We start from the raw sequence: 17130 nt of genomic DNA, 5'->3' as shown, positions 1-17130 counted from the left end.
TGCGGTTACGGCAGTTCCGGAATGTTTTTCTGGTCTGACGCGGTGTTCGCATTCAACGCAATCGGAACGCTGACAAACCGCCGCCGCCATACCCACCCAGAAGCAAATCTTCACCACCCGCAATCAGCGGCGCGGTGCCAGATGAATACCGGCCATCGTGCAACGAACCGATCCGCCCGCCATTTCCAGCGTGGGGATCGACAGCGGTACCAGTGTCGCGCTTTCTGCAATCATTTCCCGCTGGCTCTCCGTCAACGCGTCAAACGCGGTTCGCGACAATGCCAGCAACCGCGCATCCCGCCCCTGCAATTCGATGGCGTTGCCGGCAAAGGCGCCGATCTGCGCCTCGTTCAGCCGGATCACCACGCGCCCCGATTCTTCAAGTCGCGCGACCACCTCTTCCCGGCGCGCACGATCCGTGATCATCCCGTCGCCGATCAGTGCGAAATCCGTGCCGATGCACATCAGGACATTTGTGTGATAGATCGGCTTGCTCCGCGAATCCGTAGCCGGAAAGACCATCGGCTCGAAGCCGAAATGTGTGCAGAACCGTTCCAGCGCGATCGGATTGGTCCGCTCGGACGCGACCGCATAGGCGATCCGCTCGATATGGTCCAGCACCATCGCCCCGGTTCCCTCAAGGAACAGGCCGTCAGGCTCCAGCCCCGAATAATCGATCACATCCTGCACCCGATATCTGGCCTTCAGCATCTCGATGATGTCGCTGCGCCTTTCGCGCCTGCGGTTCATCGCCTTCATCGGGTAGATGGCGACATGCCCGCCTGCATGGGTCGAGAACCAGTTATTCGGAAAGACGCAATCCGGCGTGGCGGGATCCTCGCCCTCGAAGACATGTACCCGGACGCCATGACGTTCCAGTTCGGCGACGGCGGCGCTGTGCTCATCATAGGCGCGGCGGGCAAGCAGGGCGCTGTCGGCATCGCCATGACTCGCCTGAAAAGCATTATCCTGCGCGGTTTCCGTATTCACCGAGAAATGGTGAGGGCGCACCATGACAATGGCAGCCGGAGCCTGAACAGAGGGCCGGCTCATGCTGCGCCATCATTCGCGCGCTGGAGCATGCCGAAAAGATCGCGCGGATCGTCAGGGTCGGCAAGCAGATCAAGCTCCTGATAAAACCCGGTGCCCTCAAGCCGGTCGCGGATATAGCGCAGGGCGGAGAAATCCTCGGTCGCAAAGCCCACCCCGTCGAAAAGCGTGATCTGGCGGTCATTGCGGCGGCCGGCTGCGGTGCCGGTCACGACCTGCCAGAATTCGGTGACCGGGAAATCCTCTGGCATCTGCTGGATCTCGCCCTCGATCCGGGTCTGCGGGGGATATTCCACAAAGACATCGGCGCGGCTCAGGATATCCCTGTGCAACTCGGTCTTGCCCGGGCAATCGCCGCCGATGGCGTTGATATGAACGCCCGCGCCAACCAGATTGTCTGTCAGGATCGTCGCGAATTGCTTGTCGGCGGTGCAGGTGGTGATGATCTGCGCGCCCTCGACCGCCTCCTGCACCGACGCGCAGGCCGTCAGCGTGAAGCCATGACCAGCAAGATTGCGCATCGCTTTTTCGGTGGCCTTCGGGTCGATGTCGTAAAGGCGCAGATGCGTGATGCCGCAAACCGCCTTCATGGCAAGCGCCTGAAACTCGGATTGCGCGCCATTGCCGATCAGGGCCATCGTGTCCGCCCCATCGGGCGCAAGATATTTGGCCACCAGTGCCGAACTTGCCGCCGTGCGCAGCGCCGTCAGTAAGGTCATTTCCGACAGCAGCAGCGGATAGCCCGTCGCGACTTCGGCCAGCAGGCCGAATGCAGTGACGGTCTGCAACCCGTCACGCGTATTCTTTGGATGCCCGTTGACATATTTGAACGCATAGCTCGTTCCGTCAGAGGTCGGCATCAGTTCAATGACGCCATCGCTGGAATGCGCAGCCACCCGCGGCGTCTTGTCGAAAAGCTCCCATCGCCGGAAATCCTCTTCGATATAGGCGGCAAGGCCGGTCAGGGCGTCAGGGATGCCGATCCGGTGCAGAAGCCGCATCATGTTCTCGACACTGACAAACGGCACGAAGGCAAGATCGGAAGGTTTTGGGGCGGACATGGCGATTCCTGTGGACATACGGTTTACCAAGAGTATCCGCTGTGCAGAATGCTGGCAAAATGGCGAAGTTGCTGGACATTTTCGGTAGTTCTGAACAAATTGTGCAGAACAATCGAACAAATAGCCAGCCGATGAAACGCCACGCCGCCAAATACAGCCTTGACGATCTTGACCGCAGGCTTGTCAGCCTGCTGCGCGCGGATGGACGGGCACCGGTGTCGAAACTTGCCGATATCCTTGGAGTCGCGCGGGGAACCGTGCAGGCCCGGATCGACCGGCTGCTTGATGCGGGCGCGCTTTTGGGCTTCACCGCACGAGTGCGCGACGATCACGAAGACAGTGCGGTGCGCGCCGTGATGATGATCGAGGTCGAGGGCCGCAATACGACCCATGTCATCAACAGCCTGCGCGGCCTGCCAGAGCTTCACCGCCTCCATACGACAAGCGGCAAATGGGATCTGGTGGCGGAAATCGTGGTCGAGAACCTTGCCGAATTCGATCGCATCCTGCGCGAGGTGCGCATCGTAGACGGCATCCGCAACAGCGAAACCAGCATGCTGCTATCCACGATCTGATACTTCCGTCCGCCGCCCGGCCCCATATTCCGGCATGCCGCCGGCTGCGTGTTCGCATTGCGGATGATGCCGATCAGGGCAACCGTTCCATCAGATGCAGATTATTCCAGATCCGTTTGCAGCCAGACAGGTGAATGATGGATGTCGATTGTCTGCAACCTTCCCGGTCCGATATTTTCGAACCTGTGAGGCACGCCCTTGGGGCCAAGAACAACCTCTCCTGCAATGGCCTCGATGACGTCGTCGCCGACGAAGAAACGCGCCCGGCCCGCAATGACGATGAATGTTTCATCATAGGGATGGACATGCAGCCTTGGGCCTTCTCCGGGGGTTTCGTTGCCATAGGCCAGAACCGTGATCTGCCCGCCCAAAGCTTCGCCCGGACAGGAGCCACGCCAGGGACCGGCGGCGTCACGGGGAAAAAGCGTTTCCTTGACCGCAGAACGGCCATCGGGTTGCACCGTGTCCGGGTCGAAATCCCTGCGAACCATGCTTCCATCTCCCTGTTTCGATGATCGGGCGTCACCGTTTCCATCCTGGACAGCAAGAATACGAAGATGCGAACGGACCTGTCCAGCCTCCAGACGGTTACGGAAGAGAAGCGACGGGAAAATGCGCCGATGGCCTGTTCGACAACGGTTCGGAGACAGGTGTATTTTCGGCAACGTAATCCAGACCGATATCCAGAATCGGCGCGCTATGGGTGATCCAGCCGACAGAGATCAGATCGACCCCGGTCGCGGCGATCGCGGCGGCGCTGTCAAGCGTGACGCCTCCGGATGCCTCGGTCAGGGCGCGCCCGGCGACGATATCCACGGCCTCGCGCAATTCGGCCAGCGTCATGTTGTCCAGCAGCACGGCGTCCACACCGACCTCCATCGCCTCGCGCAGCTGCGCCAGCGTATCGACCTCGACCTCGATCTTGACCATATGGCCGGAATTGCTGCGGGCGGCCTTGATGGCAGGGCGGATGCCGCCGGTCATGGCGATATGGTTGTCCTTGATCAGCACCGCATCCGACAGCGCAAAGCGGTGGTTCATCCCGCCCCCGGCCCTGACCGCATATTTCTCCAGCGCCCGTAATCCGGGCGTGGTCTTGCGGGTGCAGGCAATGGCGGCGCTTGTGCCAGTCACGGCGCGGACGATGTCGTTGGTCACGGTGGCGATGCCCGACAGATGGCACAGGAAATTCAGTGCCGTGCGCTCGGCCGTCAGCAGGCTGGCAGAGGGTCCCTCGACGGTGAATATCCGCCCGCCCGCCGCCACGGGATCGCCATCGGCAAGATGGCGCGTCATGCGGCAGGCCTGATCAACCAGCTCGAACGCAAGCGCCGCCAGATCCAGCCCCGCCACGATCCCATCGCGCCGAGCCACTGCCGTCACGGTCGAGCGGTGGCCGGCGGGGATCACCGCAGCCGAGGTCAGATCGCCCGCAAGGCCCAGATCCTCGGTCAGGGCGATACGGATGGGGCCTTCCATCATCAGGCGCGGCAGGGGGGAAAGGGTCATATCAGGCACTCCGGGCAAGATCATCGGACAGGATCAGTCGGGCGGACTGGATGATCTGATCCAGTGTCATCCTCCGGCTGACGGAATGGGCGGCTTGGGCGGGAAAATCGGTGCGGGCATGGGCGCCGCGCGATTCCTGTCGCAAAGCGGCAAAAACGGCGATGGAAAGGGCGGTGATGGCGGGATCACTCGCCTCGCCCCCGCCAAGCGCCAAGGGCAGCAATCCGGCGATGGCCGCGTGAAGCGACGCCCCGTCCCGCAGAATGCCCAGATGGCGTGAGGTGATGGCGCGGACCTGCCCGGGATCGGCTTCGGGCGGCAGGTCCGGCATTGCGGGCATGACAGGATACGAGCCGGGACTGGCGGCGATATCACGCGCGGCATTCAGGCCCATCACCGCCGCCTCCAGCAGCGAATTGCTGGCCAGCCGATTGGCACCGTGCAGGCCGGTCGCCGCGCATTCGCCAATGGCCCACAATCCCGGAAGCGTGCTGCGCCCGAACGCATCCGTATGGATTCCACCCATATGATAATGCTGGGCGGGACGAACCGGGATCGGAGCCCGCGCCGGATCAATCCCCGCGCTGCGGCACAGCGCCGTAATGGCCGGGAACCGGGTCGGGAAATCGATATTATCAGCCTTCAGAAACACCCGCCGCCCCGACGTCATTTCAGCATGGATGGCACGGGCGACGATGTCCCTTGGGGCAAGCTCGCCTCCGGGATGACCGGCAAGAAAACGTTCCCCACGGTCATTGATCAGAATCGCCCCCTCGCCGCGCACGGCCTCGCTGATCAGGGGCAGCCTGCCCTGCCCCACCGCCAGCGCGGTGGGATGAAACTGCACGAATTCCATATCCGCCAGCGCAGCGCCAGCGCGCGCCGCCAGCATGATCCCCTGCCCCCAGTTGCCGACGGGATTGGTGGTCGCGTCATAAAGCCCGCCGATGCCGCCCGTGGCCATGACCACCTGCCGGGCGGGCAGGACCATGCCCGCCCCTTCACGCTGCAACAATACGCCCGCAATCGCGCCGTCATGGGTCAGCAGCCGGCGGGCAACCCTGCCTTCCAACACCGCAACAGAGGCACAACGGCGCAGCGCCGCCACCAATGCCCGCACGATCTCGCCGCCAGAGCCGTCCCCCGCAGCATGAAGGATCCGGCGGCGGCCATGCGCGGCCTCCAACCCAAGAACCGGCGCGCCAGAGGCATCGCGATCGAAACGCGTGCCGTGACGTTCCAGAAAATCAATCGCCTCACCCGCCTGCCGCAGGATGGTTTCGGCGATGTTGGCATCGCACAGCCCGGCGCCTGCCGCCAGCGTATCGGCCAGATGCAGTTCCGGACTGTCATCCGCTTCGATGGCCGCCGCGATCCCACCCTGCGCCAGCGCGGTCGAGCCGCCCTGCCCAGGACCGGCCTGCGTCACCAGCACGACCGGCTGCGGCGCCAGCGCCAGCGCGGCCACCAGCCCGGCAATGCCGTCACCGATGATGACGACCCGCCCGGTCAGATCCGGCGGCGCGGGCCTCATACGGCCAGCATCCGTTCCACCGCGCGGCGTGCCGGGGCGGCGATGGCAGGATCGACGGTGACTTCGTGACGGTTTTCCTCAAGCGCCTGACGGATATTCGACAGGCTGATCCGCTTCATATGCGGGCACAGATTGCAGGGGCGGATGAATTCGGTTTCGGGATGGTGAATGGCGACATTATCGCTCATCGAGCATTCGGTCAGCAACAGCACCCGCTCGGGCCGCTGCCGGGCGACGAATTCCGACATGCCCGCGGTCGAACCGGAATAGTCGGTTTCGGCAATCACCTCGGGCGGGCATTCGGGATGGCCAAGGATCGTCACCCCCGGATAGGCATCGCGAAACCCGCGCACTTCGCCGGGGGTGAAACGCTCATGCACTTCGCAATAGCCATGCCATGTGATCAGTTCGACCTGTGTCTGGCTGGCGATGTTCCGGGCCAGATATTCATCGGGCAGCATCAATACGCGGGGCACCCCCAGCGATTCCACCACCTGCAGCGCATTGCCCGAGGTGCAGCAGATATCCGACGCCGCCTTTACCGCGGCCGAGGTGTTCACATAGGTCACGACCGGCACGCCGGGATGGGCCGCGCGCAGTCCCATGATATCGTCGGACGTGATCGAATCCGCCAGAGAACAGCCTGCGCCCATATCGGGGATCAGCACTGTCTTGTCCGGGTTCAGCAGCTTGGCGGTTTCGGCCATGAAATGCACGCCCGCCAGCACGATCACATCGGCATCAACCCCGATCGCCTTGCGGGCCAGCGCCAGACTGTCGCCGACGATATCGGCCACACCGTGAAAGATCTCGGGCGTCTGATAATTATGGGCCAGAATGACCGCGTTACGTTCCTGTTTAAGGCGCAGGATCGCGGCGATATCATCCTCGAACAGCATCCAGTCCGGTTCGGGAATGACCTGACGGACGCGGTCAAAAAGCTCGGGCAGCCGCAGTGCGGTGGTCATCTGGCATTCCTCCTCTTTTATACTCGATTCGAGTATATTTAGACAGGATTATGCTCATAGTGAGTTTATGTCAAGTCCGTGAAATCGGCAGACGGGTTCCGGCCATCTGCCGCGCCTCCAGTACCGAGGGGCGATAGCGGAACAGCATGGCAGGGCGGCCCCGGGTTTCGGCGGTGGTTTCGCCGGTTTCCTCGATCAGTTCCTGCTGGTCGATCTGGCGGCGGAAGTTGGATTTGTGCAGGTTCAGACCCACCAGAGCCTCGACCGTGCGTTGCAATTGCAGCAGGGTGAAACTGGCGGGCATGATCTCGAAGGCGACGGGGCGGTATTTGATCTTGGCCCGCAGCCGGGCGATGCCGGTGGCCAGAATGCGGCGGTGATCGCCCTGCATCGGCTGGCCAAAGCCCGGGCTTCCCCCGGCCTCGGGAATCAATGCGGCCTCATACATCAGCTCATAGCGCTGCAGCACCAGATCCTCATTCCAGTTCATGCCGTTCAGGCCAAAGGTGAAATCGACGCGCTGGCGCCGTTCTGCGGATAGATGCGGATCGCTGCCGGCCCATGCGGACAGGCTTGCGGCGATCTGATCCAGCCCTCCGGCCCGGTCGTCGGCCCCGTCGCGGCGATCCTCCCACGGGAAATATTCGTACCAGCCATGCCATTCCGGCTGACCCGCGCCCGGCGCGGCCTGTTCGCGCACCAGCCCCAGATAGCTGATCGAGATCCGCCGCATTCCCGTTCCGGCACCCGGATCACGATCGCCATCGGCAAAGGTGTAAAGCTGTTCCAGAAACCCTACGGGATGGCCGGTCTGGCTTTCGACCCAGTCGCGCAACCCGGCCTGAAGGCTGCGATGAGAGGATTCGAAAGGCCCGGACGGCAGCGCCTTGCCCGCCCGGACCGTCATGACCCGAGGCTCGTTCGCAGTTACCGCTGCAAGCGCGGCAATCAGTTCGGCCTGCGCAAATCCAGTCGCCACGGAATATCCCACCTTTTTATCCAGCCCTATCATCAGCATATCCCCTGTCAAGCCAAGCGGGTCCCGCCCGGCCTGCAACGCCTCCGGCAATCCTGTCGGCCCGCTGCTCCAGGTAGAGACACCAGCATTCTGAAGATTCTGCGACAAAGTTTGCTTCAGCCGCCGGATACCATTCCACCAAGGTCACTTGACACCGCGATCCGGCAAAAATATCTATTGCGAACGTTCTGATCAACAGAACCATGATCTGCACTGCGTAACAATACCGTGGATTGAACCGAGATACCGGAGGAAAAACGATGACCGAAATCGAAATGTTCGAGCGTGAGCAAGCCGCAAGGATCAGCGAGATCCTGCATGGTGCGGTCGATCCGCATGTGCATAGCGGTCCCTCTATCGCGCCACGCGCGGTGGATCACCTCGAACTGGTGAAAGAGCTGTCCGATGCGGGTTTCGCCGCGGTCGTCACCAAGGATCACGATTATTCGGGCGTCATGTGCGCCCAGTTGATCCGCAATCATCATCCAGAGCTGAAAACACGGATCTTCTCGGGGATTGTGCTGAACAATGTCGTGGGCGGGTTCAATCCCTATGCGGTAGAGCATACCGCAGCCATGGACGGCCGGATCGTCTGGCTGCCGACCCTTGCTGCCGAAAACCATCTGGAGTGGGAAAAGACATCGGATTGGGCGCATCCGGCCTCGACCCAGAAAATCCGGCCTGCTTCGCCGGTTCCGCTGTTCGAGAACGGCAAACTGCGCCCCGAAGTTCTGGATGTGCTCGACATCGTCGCCGCGACCGGCATGGCTTTGGCAAGTGGCCATATCCACGTATCCGAGACCAGGATTGTCTTCGCCGAAGCCAGAAAGCGCGGGATCGAACGGCTGATCTTCACCCATCCCGAGGATATCGTGGGCGCATCACTTGAAGACACAAGGGAAATCGCGGCGCTCGGCGCCTATGTGGAGCATTCGCTGGGATTCTTCATCGAAGGCTCGAAATTTCGGAACCGCAGCAATGAAGAGCTGCGCGAATTCATCGAATGCGTGGGTTCCGAGCGGACCATCCTTTGCTCTGATCTCGGTCAGGTCGGCACGATTGCCCCGCTTGAAGGTCTGCGGCGCGGCGTCGCTACCTGTTTGTCGCTTGGCTATTCGGATGCGCAGACCCATGCGATGGTCGCGACCAATGCCGCCTCGGTCATCGGACTCGAAGACTGAACGTATCGCAAGGCGGTTCCGCGTCAATCACGGGAACTGCCAGCCGCTCCACGCCTCGCCCGCCTCAAATGATCAACGCCATTGGCCCGGCAGGTTTCCCATATATCCCAGGGCATTTGAAATTTCCTCTGCCGCGGTGCCGACAGCCCTGATCTGATCGGCAGAGGGCGGCGAGCCGATGAACTGCGTCAGGCTGACAATGGCCAGACTTCCGACCAGTTCCCCGGACGCGCCAAGCAATGGGAACGACAATGCGTTCAAACCTATGGCCGCTTCGTTAGGGGCATCCGCCCAGCCGCGATTCCGGATATCTTCAAGATGCTGCATCAGAACATCGCGTCTGGTAATCGAATATGGCGTTTCTTCTGCCAGCGGCCCGGCCAGAATGCGCTCCCGTGCGCTTTCGGGCATGAAGGCCAGCGCCATCTTTCCTTGCGCCGAGGTGTTGAAACCCAGAATCGATCCGGGCCTGACGCCGACTTCAACAGCCATCTTGCCGCTGAGGGTTGTCAGGATCCGGATGCCCTCGTCCTCGATCTGTCCAAGGATGACCGCCTGTTCCGATTTGTCGCGAAGGGTCCGCATGGGCTGTGCCGCAACGCTGGCGATGTCCGAGGCATTCGCCGCCGCATTGCCCAACTCGATCAGCCGCGAGCCCAGCCGATATCGTTCGGTGAGCGGCGACTGCACGATGTAGCCTTGGTGTACCAGCGTCTGAAGATGGCGGTGAATCCGGCTTTTCGTCGTGCCAAGCGACTCAGCCAGCGCGGTCACGCCTAACGGGCTGCGCACCCGCCCCAAGGTTTCCAGAATCGAAAGGGCAAGCATTACGCTTTGAATTCCAGTGGTTTTTTCAGAAGCAATCTTCGGCATTACACGCGACCTGTTTTGCAGATTCCTATGGGTTGACTTTAAGCGCAGTCTCACTCAATGTTCCGTTGTGAATGATAGCGTTCTGATAGAGGGAACACAAGGGAGGAAAAGAGTGACAGGCGACCAGCACGGCTTCCGCGCCCGGTTTCTGGCGGGCGAGACGCTTTACGGCACGTTCCTGAAGATCCCCGCCACGATGCCAGCCGAGATCCTTGGCGGCATCGGATATGATTTCGTTGTCGTGGATGAAGAGCACTCCCCCTTCAATCGCGAGACGACGGACCGGATCGTACTGGCCTGCAAGGCGGCTGGAATCGCGGCCATCGTCCGGGTGCAAAGCAAGGATCCCGCACAGATTCTTTCGGTACTCGACTGCGGGGCGGACGGCGTGCTTGTTCCGCATGTGACAGATGCCGCCACGGCACGCGACATCGTTGCTGCGGGGCGGTATCGCGGCGGAAAGCGCGGTTTCGCCCCGACCACCCGCGCCGGAGGTTTCGGCCGCGCCGGTCAGGCAGAGCATATGGCGGCCGAAGACCGCCGCGTCACGATCATCGCCATGATCGAGGATCCGGAAGCCATCGACAATATCGACGATATCGTGGCGGTAGACGGGTTGGATGGGGTGTTTGTCGGCCGTGGCGATCTTGCCGCTGCCTATGCGGGTTCCGACGACGCGGCGGCGATGGTGCGCGCAGCGACGGAAGCGGTGCATGCCGCCGCCGGCAAGGCGGGCCGCACGGTCGCGATCCTTCCCGGCACGCCCGAGGATGCGGCAGCGCAGGCCCGGGCGGGATCGACGGCATTCATCCTCTCTTCCGATCAGGGATTTCTGAGAAATGCCGCCATGCAGGCACAGGACATGATGTCCGATGCCGTGACACATGCAAGGAAAGGCTGACCGATGTATGACAAATCCGATCCACGCTCTGCCCTGGCCCCGAAAGATGCGGCTGCCGGTCCGCGAACGGGTCTGGTCGCCGAATCTCAGGAAGCGCATTTCTACGATGAGGCGCCGCAGATCGATGACGCGACCGGAAAGACCTGGCTGCTGCGCGGGCATAACTTCGTATTGGCATGGTCGCAGGCGCGCAAGGGCGCAAGTTTCCCACGCTCCGGCCATGTGGATGAATATGCCGTTCTGCTGCCGGAAACAGGCGCCGTCATCGAATGGAACGGCCAGAAGGCCGATGTGCCGGGCTGGTCAATTGCCTTCGTGCCCGCGGGAGACAGTACCGTGACGCTGCCGGCGGGCGGGTTGATGGCGCGGCTTTTCACAACGCGCTCGGACGATCTGGCGAAGCAATGCTCGAACGCGCGGGGCTATGATGTGCCACGGTCGCATATTCCGGAATTTTCCCCTTGGCCCGAACCCAGGGGCGGATGGAAAATCCGGCATTACAGTCTGGACATCCCGAAAGAAGAAGGCCGGTTCGGCCGCATCTTTCGCTGTACGACAATGATGGTGAACGTGCTGGACCCGTTCGACGGGCCGCGCGATTCGTCGAAGATGTCACCGCATCATCATGACGATTTCGAACAATGTTCGCTGGCGATCGGCGGAGAGTTCAGCCACTATCTTCGCTGGCCATGGACGACGGATATGGCCGATTGGCGGGAAGACCGGACTGTCACCATGGGGTCGCCCTCTGCCCTCGTCATTCCGCCGCCGGTCATTCACACGACCCGGGCCGTGGGTCCACAGCGCAATCAGCTTGTCGACATCTTCTGTCCCCCGCGCATCGATTTTTCCGAAAAGCCGGGCTGGGTGCTGAATGCCGACGATTATCCGATGCCGTCCTGACCGCCATCGCGGAGAGGTTCACGAGATGACTGCCATAAGTGCCGCTGGACCAAGGAAGTCGCCAGGCCGCTGCATGGCAGGGCAGGCCTGTACTCGACGCTGAAGAACCGCGGAGGACGGCACCGGATTCTCAGGGCGGCGCAGACCGGCCCCAATCAAGGGAGGAGAACCACATGATTACCAGAAGAACTCTGATGCAGACGGGTGCTGCGCTTGGGGCGACGCTTGCCATGCCTCATCTTGCCCGCGCCGAAGGCAAGATGGTGCGGCTGGCGCATGCCTCGAACGAGATCCATCCGGGACACAAGCTGGCGATCAGTTTCAAGGAGGCGCTGGACGAAATCCTGCCCGGTGCGTTCGAGGTGCAGATTTTCCCGAACCGGCAGTTGGGAGACGACAAGCAGAACCTTGAATCCGCCGTGGCGGGAACGCTGGAAATGGCCATGATTTCGGGCGTGCTGATTCCGATGGTCACCGGCCGTCCGGCCTATGACGCGTGGCAGCTGCCCTTCCTTGTCCGCGATTACGATCATTTCGAGAAACTCGCGCTGAGTCCGATAGGCCAGAAGCTTCAGGACGATCTGGAGCCTGCGGGAATCATCGGCCTGTCGACCGCGGATATCGGGCAGCGGAACTTCCTTTCGATCAATACGCAGGTCCGGACTATCGCCGACATGAAGGGGCTGAAGACCCGGATCGTCCCGGTGCCGCTGCACAAGTCGATCTGGGAAGCGCTTGGCGCCTCGCCGGTCGGTCTTCCTTATGGCGAGGTTTACGGCGCGCTCGAAACCGGTGTGATCGATGCGGTTGAGATCAACGTGTCGTCCATGCTCGGTGAAAACCTGTGGGAGATCGGCAAGAACCTTACCCTTACCGGACATTATCCCTGGCACGCCTCGAACGTGGTTTCGACCGGCTTCTGGAATACCCTGTCCGACGAGGAAAAGGACGCGATGCGCGAAGCGGGACGGCAGGCCACATCAGCTACGCTTGCCTATGCGAAAGAGCAGGATCTGACGGGCCGGGACGAATTGCGCGACAAGGGCGTCGAGATCATCGAACTCGACAACCTTGCCGAGATGCAGGAAACCGTCGCGCCCCTGACAGCGGAATGGGCCAAAAAAGACCCGCTTATCGCGGAATTCGTCGAAGCCGCGCAGGCGGCAAGCTGATGCATCGGCTTCGCGTTGCCCCCGATGGTGAAGCCCTCCCACGATCAACATGAAGAACACCATGCGACTGCCTCCCACCCTGTCCCGGATCATTTCGATCTACCTTCTGCTCCTGCGCTTTGCCGCGGGGGTCTCGATGGCGATTATCGTCATGGTCATGATCGCTCAGGTCTGGTCGCGATATGTGCTGGGCGGATCGCTGATCTGGGCCGAGGAGCTTTGCCGCTATCTGTTGATCTGGCAGACATTCCTGGTGCTGGGGCTTGCCTATTCCAAGGGCGAATTCGTGGCGCTGGACTTCCTGCCGGCTGCGCTGTCCGACCGGGGCAAATGGGTGCTGAAGGTCATAACCGCCATTCCCGTCATCGCCTTTCTCGCTCTTATCGCGGTGTATGGTGCGGATTATGCCTCCCGCTTTTCAAGCCAGACGATCCCGGCGCTGGATTTCATCTGGGGCTCGCTGTTCGGGCGGCCTTTGGGGCTGCCGATCGGATATGTCTATATCTCCGTCTCTGTCGGGTCGGCCCTGATGATCCTTCATATCATCGCAGATCTGGTGACAGGTTTCGCCACCCGGACAAAAGGCGCGCAGCAGGACGGGATGGATGACACCGGAGATCTGACCGGAACCGGGGGGCGGCAAGGCTGATGGGTGCATTTTTCGTTATATTCGCCGGTCTGCTGGCCAGCGGCATTCCGATCGCCCTGACACTCGGCATCGCGGGAACCGCTTACCTGTATCTGTCGGGCAATGGCATGATGGTCCTGATGCTGCCGCAGCGCATGATGGCGGGTATCGACCAGTTTGTCCTGATGACCATTCCGCTGTTTCTTCTGGCCGGAGCCCTGATGAATGTCGGCGGCATCACCGACCGGATCGTTCATTTCGCCCGCGCCATGGTAGGGCATCGCCGCGGCGGCATGTCCTCTGTCTCGATCCTGTCCTCGGGCTTTTTTGCGGGCATTTCGGGAAGCGCGACGGCAGAGGCCTCCGCGCTTGGTTCGATCCTGATTCCGACGATGAGCAGACAGGGGATGCCGCCGGCCTATGCCGCAGCCCTGATCGCCGTGTCATCGATCATGGGGCCGATCATTCCGCCATCGATCACGATGATCATCTATGGCGTTCTGTCGGGAACCTCGATCGGGCAGCTTTTTCTGGCCGGCATCGTTCCGGGAATCGCGATTGCCGTCGGCTTGCTGATCTATGCGTCGTGGCGAGCGAAGCGCGACGGGTTCCCGGTGACCGAACGAATGGGCGGCCGCGACCGGTGGACGGCAACGGGGCGCACCCTGCCCGCGCTGCTTCTGCCCGCGATCATCCTTATCGGCATCAAGGCCGGGATATTCACCCCGACCGAAGCGGCGGCGGTCGCGGTCGCCTATGCGCTGGTGATCGGTTTCGCCTATCGCGACCTTAGCCTGCGCCGCGTCTGGGAAGCGTTGATCGCCACGACGCTTGTATCGGCCTCGATCCTGTTCATCACCTCGATGGCTTCCATCGTGTCCTTCGTCTTCACGCTGGAACAGGTGCCGCAGCATATCGGCGACATGGTGCTGACAATCACCGAGCATCCCTTTCTGATCCTTCTGTTGCTGAACATCTTTCTGCTGATCCTGGGCATGTTCCTTGAACCCATCTCGATCCTGATCCTGACAATGCCGATCCTGCTGAAATTCCAGGCAATGATCGGGATGGATCCGGTACAGTTCGGGATGGTCGTGGTTCTGAACGTGGTGATCGGGATGGCCACGCCGCCCGTCGGGATCCTGCTGTTCATCGCATCGGCCATATCGGGCGAGCCGGTGACACGGGTGATCCGCGAGGCGTTGCCGCTGATCGCGATCTGCATCGCGATCCTTGCGCTGGTCGCACTTGTCCCGGCGCTGTCGCTGTTTGTGCCGAAAATGCTGCTCTGAGGAAATCCATGTCTCGCAAGATCATCATCACATGCGCCGTCACCGGCTCGATACACACGCCGTCGATGTCGCCCTACCTTCCCGTGACTCCGTCCGAGATCGCCGACGCCGCTCTTGGTGCCCGCGAGGCAGGCGCGGCGATCGTTCATCTGCACGCCCGCGACCCCCGGACCGGCCAGCCCGACCAGACCCCGGAAGCCTATGAGCCCTTTCTGGGGGTCATCAAGCAGCGCTCCGATGTGGTGGTCAATATCACGACCGGCGGCGCGCCGACGATGCGGGTCGAGGAAAGACTGCAACCCGCCGCCATCTTCAAGCCCGAGGTCGCCTCGCTCAACATGGGGTCCATGAATTTCGGCATCTATCCGATCCTCGACAAGATGACAGAGTTCAAACACGATTGGGAGAAACCCTATATCGAAGGCTCCCGCGACCGGGTTTTCCGCAACACCTTCGCCGATATCGAAGGGATTCTTACGACCTGCGCCGATAATGACACGCGTTTCGAGATCGAGTGCTACGATATCGGTCATCTTTACACGCTGGAACATTTCGTGCGGCGCGGTTACGTGAAACCGCCTTTCTTCGTGCAATCGGTCTTCGGCATCCTTGGCGGGATCGGCCCGCATTCCGAAGATGTACTGCACATGCGCCGAACGGCAAACCGGCTGTTCGGGGATGAATACCGCTGGTCCGTTCTGGGCGCAGGCCGGCACCAGATGCCGGTGGCGATGCAGTCCATCCTGCTTGGCGGTCATCTTCGCGTCGGTCTTGAGGATTCGCTTTACGCGGGCCGTGGCAGGCTTGCGAAAAGCAATGCGGAACAGGTGACGCTGGCACGCGAACTGGTCGAGCATATGGGGTTCGAAGTCGCGACTCCCGATGAGGCCCGCGAGATCCTGAACCTCAAGGGCGGCGACAAGGTGAATTTCTGATCATGACAGAGCGCCGCCATATCCTTGTCGTTGTCGCCCATCCGGAGCCGCAATCCTTCAACCACGCCATGGCCAATGCCGCGGCGCAGGCGCTTCGGCAGGCGGGCCACAGCGTCGTCATATCCGATCTCTGCGCCGAGGGTTTCCGCGCCGATATCGGGCGCCATGACATGACCAGCATCGCGGATGCCGGGCGCTTCCATGTTCAGGCCGAGCAGGCAGAGGCGGTACGCGCAGGGGCCTTCGCCCCCGATATCGCCCGGGAACAGGCGCGGGTCGCAAGGGCTGACAATATCATACTGCAATTTCCGTTATGGTGGGGCGGCCCGCCGGCGATCCTCAAGGGCTGGATCGACCGGGTTCTGGCCTATGGGTTCGGTTATGTCGACGGGCGGCGGTTTGACAGCGGGCTGTTTCAGGGACGCCGCGCGATGCTTTCCGTAACGACCGGAGGAACGCCAGAGCGTTTCGCCGAAACTGGCGTTTACGGCCCGATCGGTCCCATCCTGATGCCACTGCAAAAGCTGGCGCTTGAATATATGGGGTTCGAGGTGGCGCCCCCCTATGTCGCGCATGGCGTGCCAAGATCCGACGAGGCCGCGCGGCGGGATCATCTTGCCGGATTTTCCAGCGCCGCGCTTGCTTTGGCAAGGCAACCCGTGACCCGAACCAATGATTACCTGCATGCACTCGATACCGCGCCCGAAGCCGCATGGGCGCGGCCGGGCTGACACCGGCCTACGCGCAGGAACAAGGAGACAGGACATGAACGGCAAGCCGGCGCTTTCTGGAAAAACGGCTTTGGTCACCGGCGGGTCGCGCGGAATCGGCGCGGAAGTGGCCCGTCGTCTTGGGGCTGAGGACGCAGCAATCGCGATCGCTTATCGCAGCGACAAGGCTTCTGCCGACAGGGTCGTCGAGGACCTGAAGGCGGCCGGGGCAAGGGCTTGTGCCTTCGCGGCGGATATCTCTTGCCCGGAAGATTGCGAACGGCTTGTCCGCGAATGCATCGAGATATTCGGCCGGCTCGATATTCTGGTCAATGCGGCCGGGGTCGCCACATACCGGCCTCTGGAGCAGGCCGACGCCGATCATTATCATGCGATGTTCGCAACCAACGTCCTCGGCGCCCTGTCCGTGACCCGCGCCGTCGCAACCGTCATGGAAACCCCCGGGCGGATCGTCCATTTCTCGTCCCGGCTCGCTGAATCCCCGATGCCTGGCACTTCGGTCTATGCCGCCTCGAAGGCGGCCGTATCGGCACTGACGCTTGCCCTGAGCCAGGAACTGGGTCCGCGCGGCATCACCATCAATGCAATCGCGCCGGGCCTGATCGAAACCGACATGACCGCCGCCGCCGTCAGGGAACGCGGAGATGCGATGCGCAGCCGGACGCCGCTTCGCCGGATCGGGCAACCGGGCGATATCAGCGGATTGGTGGCCTTTCTTGCCTCTGACGATGCCGGGTGGATTACCGGACGAACCATCCGGGCGGATGGCGGGCTTCTCTAGGGCCTGTCGTGTTGAATC

18 protein-coding genes are annotated in these 17130 nt (G+C 61.9%); 10 read left to right on the top strand and 8 right to left on the bottom strand.

The window, feature by feature from the left end:
- Positions 1-123: 123 nt before the first annotated feature.
- Together ctlX and D3P04_RS00320 are read right to left on the bottom strand one after the other, a co-directional pair.
- A complete protein-coding gene (gene ctlX, locus D3P04_RS00325) occupies positions 124-1053 on the bottom strand; it encodes a citrulline utilization hydrolase CtlX (protein WP_119744795.1) in 930 nt (309 codons plus the stop codon).
- The gene (locus D3P04_RS00320) at positions 1050-2111 is read right to left on the bottom strand and encodes an ornithine cyclodeaminase (protein WP_119744793.1); all 1062 of its coding nucleotides are present in this window, start codon (positions 2109-2111) and stop codon (positions 1050-1052) included. The genes ctlX and D3P04_RS00320 overlap by 4 nt, the downstream gene beginning before the upstream one ends.
- Positions 2112-2242: 131 nt before the next feature.
- Here D3P04_RS00320 and D3P04_RS00315 point away from each other — a divergent pair, with 131 nt between their 5' ends.
- Entirely contained in the window at positions 2243-2686 is a 444-nt protein-coding gene (locus D3P04_RS00315; protein WP_119745554.1) for an Lrp/AsnC family transcriptional regulator, read from the top strand.
- Between the two features lie 101 nt (positions 2687-2787).
- On the opposite strand, the gene D3P04_RS00310 is transcribed toward D3P04_RS00315, so the two are convergent.
- The 5 genes from D3P04_RS00310 to D3P04_RS00290 all read right to left on the bottom strand — a co-directional run bounded on the left by D3P04_RS00310 (position 2788) and on the right by D3P04_RS00290 (position 7709).
- Positions 2788-3177 carry a cupin domain-containing protein gene (locus D3P04_RS00310; RefSeq protein WP_119744791.1) on the bottom strand — a complete coding sequence of 130 codons (390 nt, stop codon included), beginning with the start codon at positions 3175-3177 and terminating at the stop codon, positions 2788-2790.
- A 97-nt stretch (positions 3178-3274) separates the two neighbouring features.
- Complete coding sequence (nadC, locus tag D3P04_RS00305; protein ID WP_119744789.1) at positions 3275-4195, bottom strand: carboxylating nicotinate-nucleotide diphosphorylase; 921 nt, start codon at positions 4193-4195, stop codon at positions 3275-3277.
- 1 nt (position 4196) lies between these two features.
- A complete protein-coding gene (locus D3P04_RS00300) occupies positions 4197-5729 on the bottom strand; it encodes an L-aspartate oxidase (RefSeq protein ID WP_119744787.1) in 1533 nt (510 codons plus the stop codon).
- On the bottom strand, positions 5726-6697 hold the full coding sequence (gene nadA, locus D3P04_RS00295; protein ID WP_119744785.1) for a quinolinate synthase NadA: 972 nt from the start codon (positions 6695-6697) through the stop codon (positions 5726-5728). Before nadA ends, D3P04_RS00300 begins: the two co-directional genes overlap by 4 nt.
- Positions 6698-6767: 70 nt before the next feature.
- Positions 6768-7709, bottom strand: coding sequence for an NUDIX hydrolase (locus D3P04_RS00290; RefSeq protein WP_182912684.1), 942 nt, complete (start codon positions 7707-7709; stop codon positions 6768-6770).
- Between the two features lie 266 nt (positions 7710-7975).
- Here D3P04_RS00290 and D3P04_RS00285 point away from each other — a divergent pair, with 266 nt between their 5' ends.
- Positions 7976-8896, top strand: a complete 921-nt coding sequence (locus D3P04_RS00285; RefSeq protein WP_232844841.1) for a DUF6282 family protein — start codon at positions 7976-7978, stop codon at positions 8894-8896.
- 72 nt (positions 8897-8968) lie between these two features.
- Here D3P04_RS00285 and D3P04_RS00280 read toward each other — a convergent pair whose 3' ends face one another.
- Complete coding sequence (locus D3P04_RS00280; protein WP_182912683.1) at positions 8969-9724, bottom strand: IclR family transcriptional regulator; 756 nt, start codon at positions 9722-9724, stop codon at positions 8969-8971.
- Positions 9725-9881: 157 nt separating this feature from the next.
- Between D3P04_RS00280 and D3P04_RS00275 the strand changes: the two genes are divergently transcribed.
- The 8 genes from D3P04_RS00275 (at position 9882) to D3P04_RS00240 (ending at position 17112) form a co-directional block, all read left to right on the top strand.
- Positions 9882-10670 carry an HpcH/HpaI aldolase family protein gene (locus D3P04_RS00275; RefSeq protein ID WP_182912682.1) on the top strand — a complete coding sequence of 263 codons (789 nt, stop codon included), beginning with the start codon at positions 9882-9884 and terminating at the stop codon, positions 10668-10670.
- A 3-nt stretch (positions 10671-10673) separates the two neighbouring features.
- Entirely contained in the window at positions 10674-11573 is a 900-nt protein-coding gene (locus D3P04_RS00270) for a cupin domain-containing protein (RefSeq protein ID WP_119744781.1), read from the top strand.
- A 173-nt stretch (positions 11574-11746) separates the two neighbouring features.
- A complete protein-coding gene (locus D3P04_RS00265) occupies positions 11747-12745 on the top strand; it encodes a TRAP transporter substrate-binding protein (RefSeq protein ID WP_119744779.1) in 999 nt (332 codons plus the stop codon).
- Positions 12746-12806: 61 nt separating this feature from the next.
- Positions 12807-13394 (top strand): TRAP transporter small permease, encoded by a 588-nt coding sequence (locus D3P04_RS00260; protein ID WP_182912681.1) that lies wholly within the window; start codon positions 12807-12809, stop codon positions 13392-13394.
- Complete coding sequence (locus D3P04_RS00255; RefSeq protein ID WP_119744775.1) at positions 13394-14665, top strand: TRAP transporter large permease; 1272 nt, start codon at positions 13394-13396, stop codon at positions 14663-14665. The genes D3P04_RS00260 and D3P04_RS00255 overlap by 1 nt, the downstream gene beginning before the upstream one ends.
- Positions 14666-14673: 8 nt before the next feature.
- The gene (locus D3P04_RS00250) at positions 14674-15600 is read left to right on the top strand and encodes a BKACE family enzyme (protein ID WP_119744773.1); all 927 of its coding nucleotides are present in this window, start codon (positions 14674-14676) and stop codon (positions 15598-15600) included.
- Positions 15601-15602: 2 nt separating this feature from the next.
- The gene (locus D3P04_RS00245) at positions 15603-16331 is read left to right on the top strand and encodes an NAD(P)H-dependent oxidoreductase (protein ID WP_119744772.1); all 729 of its coding nucleotides are present in this window, start codon (positions 15603-15605) and stop codon (positions 16329-16331) included.
- A gap of 34 nt (positions 16332-16365) precedes the next feature.
- Positions 16366-17112, top strand: coding sequence for an SDR family NAD(P)-dependent oxidoreductase (locus D3P04_RS00240; protein ID WP_119744770.1), 747 nt, complete (start codon positions 16366-16368; stop codon positions 17110-17112).
- Positions 17113-17130: the final 18 nt, after the last annotated feature.

It is taken from the genome of Paracoccus onubensis (assembly GCF_003591515.1).
In the GTDB taxonomy this organism is placed as follows: Bacteria; Pseudomonadota; Alphaproteobacteria; order Rhodobacterales; family Rhodobacteraceae; genus Paracoccus; species Paracoccus onubensis.
This window is presented reverse-complemented; position numbering and strand designations above follow the sequence as displayed.

Bases quoted from the DNA above. Each gene is read 5' to 3' on its own strand.
- D3P04_RS00320 (WP_119744793.1), bottom strand. From the start codon at position 2,111: ATGTCCGCCCCAAAACCTTCCGATCTTGCCTTCGTGCCGTTTGTCAGT.
- nadC (WP_119744789.1), bottom strand. From the start codon at position 4,195: ATGACCCTTTCCCCCCTGCCGCGCCTGATGATGGAAGGCCCCATCCGT.
- nadA (WP_119744785.1), bottom strand. From the start codon at position 6,697: ATGACCACCGCACTGCGGCTGCCCGAGCTTTTTGACCGCGTCCGTCAG.
- D3P04_RS00260 (WP_182912681.1), top strand. From the start codon at position 12,807: ATGCGACTGCCTCCCACCCTGTCCCGGATCATTTCGATCTACCTTCTG.
- D3P04_RS00315 (WP_119745554.1), top strand. From the start codon at position 2,243: ATGAAACGCCACGCCGCCAAATACAGCCTTGACGATCTTGACCGCAGG.
- D3P04_RS00300 (WP_119744787.1), bottom strand. From the start codon at position 5,729: ATGAGGCCCGCGCCGCCGGATCTGACCGGGCGGGTCGTCATCATCGGT.
- D3P04_RS00255 (WP_119744775.1), top strand. From the start codon at position 13,394: ATGGGTGCATTTTTCGTTATATTCGCCGGTCTGCTGGCCAGCGGCATT.
- D3P04_RS00240 (WP_119744770.1), top strand. From the start codon at position 16,366: ATGAACGGCAAGCCGGCGCTTTCTGGAAAAACGGCTTTGGTCACCGGC.
- D3P04_RS00280 (WP_182912683.1), bottom strand. From the start codon at position 9,724: ATGCTTGCCCTTTCGATTCTGGAAACCTTGGGGCGGGTGCGCAGCCCG.
- D3P04_RS00265 (WP_119744779.1), top strand. From the start codon at position 11,747: ATGATTACCAGAAGAACTCTGATGCAGACGGGTGCTGCGCTTGGGGCG.
- D3P04_RS00270 (WP_119744781.1), top strand. From the start codon at position 10,674: ATGTATGACAAATCCGATCCACGCTCTGCCCTGGCCCCGAAAGATGCG.
- D3P04_RS00285 (WP_232844841.1), top strand. From the start codon at position 7,976: ATGACCGAAATCGAAATGTTCGAGCGTGAGCAAGCCGCAAGGATCAGC.
- D3P04_RS00250 (WP_119744773.1), top strand. From the start codon at position 14,674: ATGTCTCGCAAGATCATCATCACATGCGCCGTCACCGGCTCGATACAC.
- ctlX (WP_119744795.1), bottom strand. From the start codon at position 1,053: ATGAGCCGGCCCTCTGTTCAGGCTCCGGCTGCCATTGTCATGGTGCGC.
- D3P04_RS00245 (WP_119744772.1), top strand. From the start codon at position 15,603: ATGACAGAGCGCCGCCATATCCTTGTCGTTGTCGCCCATCCGGAGCCG.
- D3P04_RS00310 (WP_119744791.1), bottom strand. From the start codon at position 3,177: ATGGTTCGCAGGGATTTCGACCCGGACACGGTGCAACCCGATGGCCGT.
- D3P04_RS00290 (WP_182912684.1), bottom strand. From the start codon at position 7,709: ATGATAGGGCTGGATAAAAAGGTGGGATATTCCGTGGCGACTGGATTT.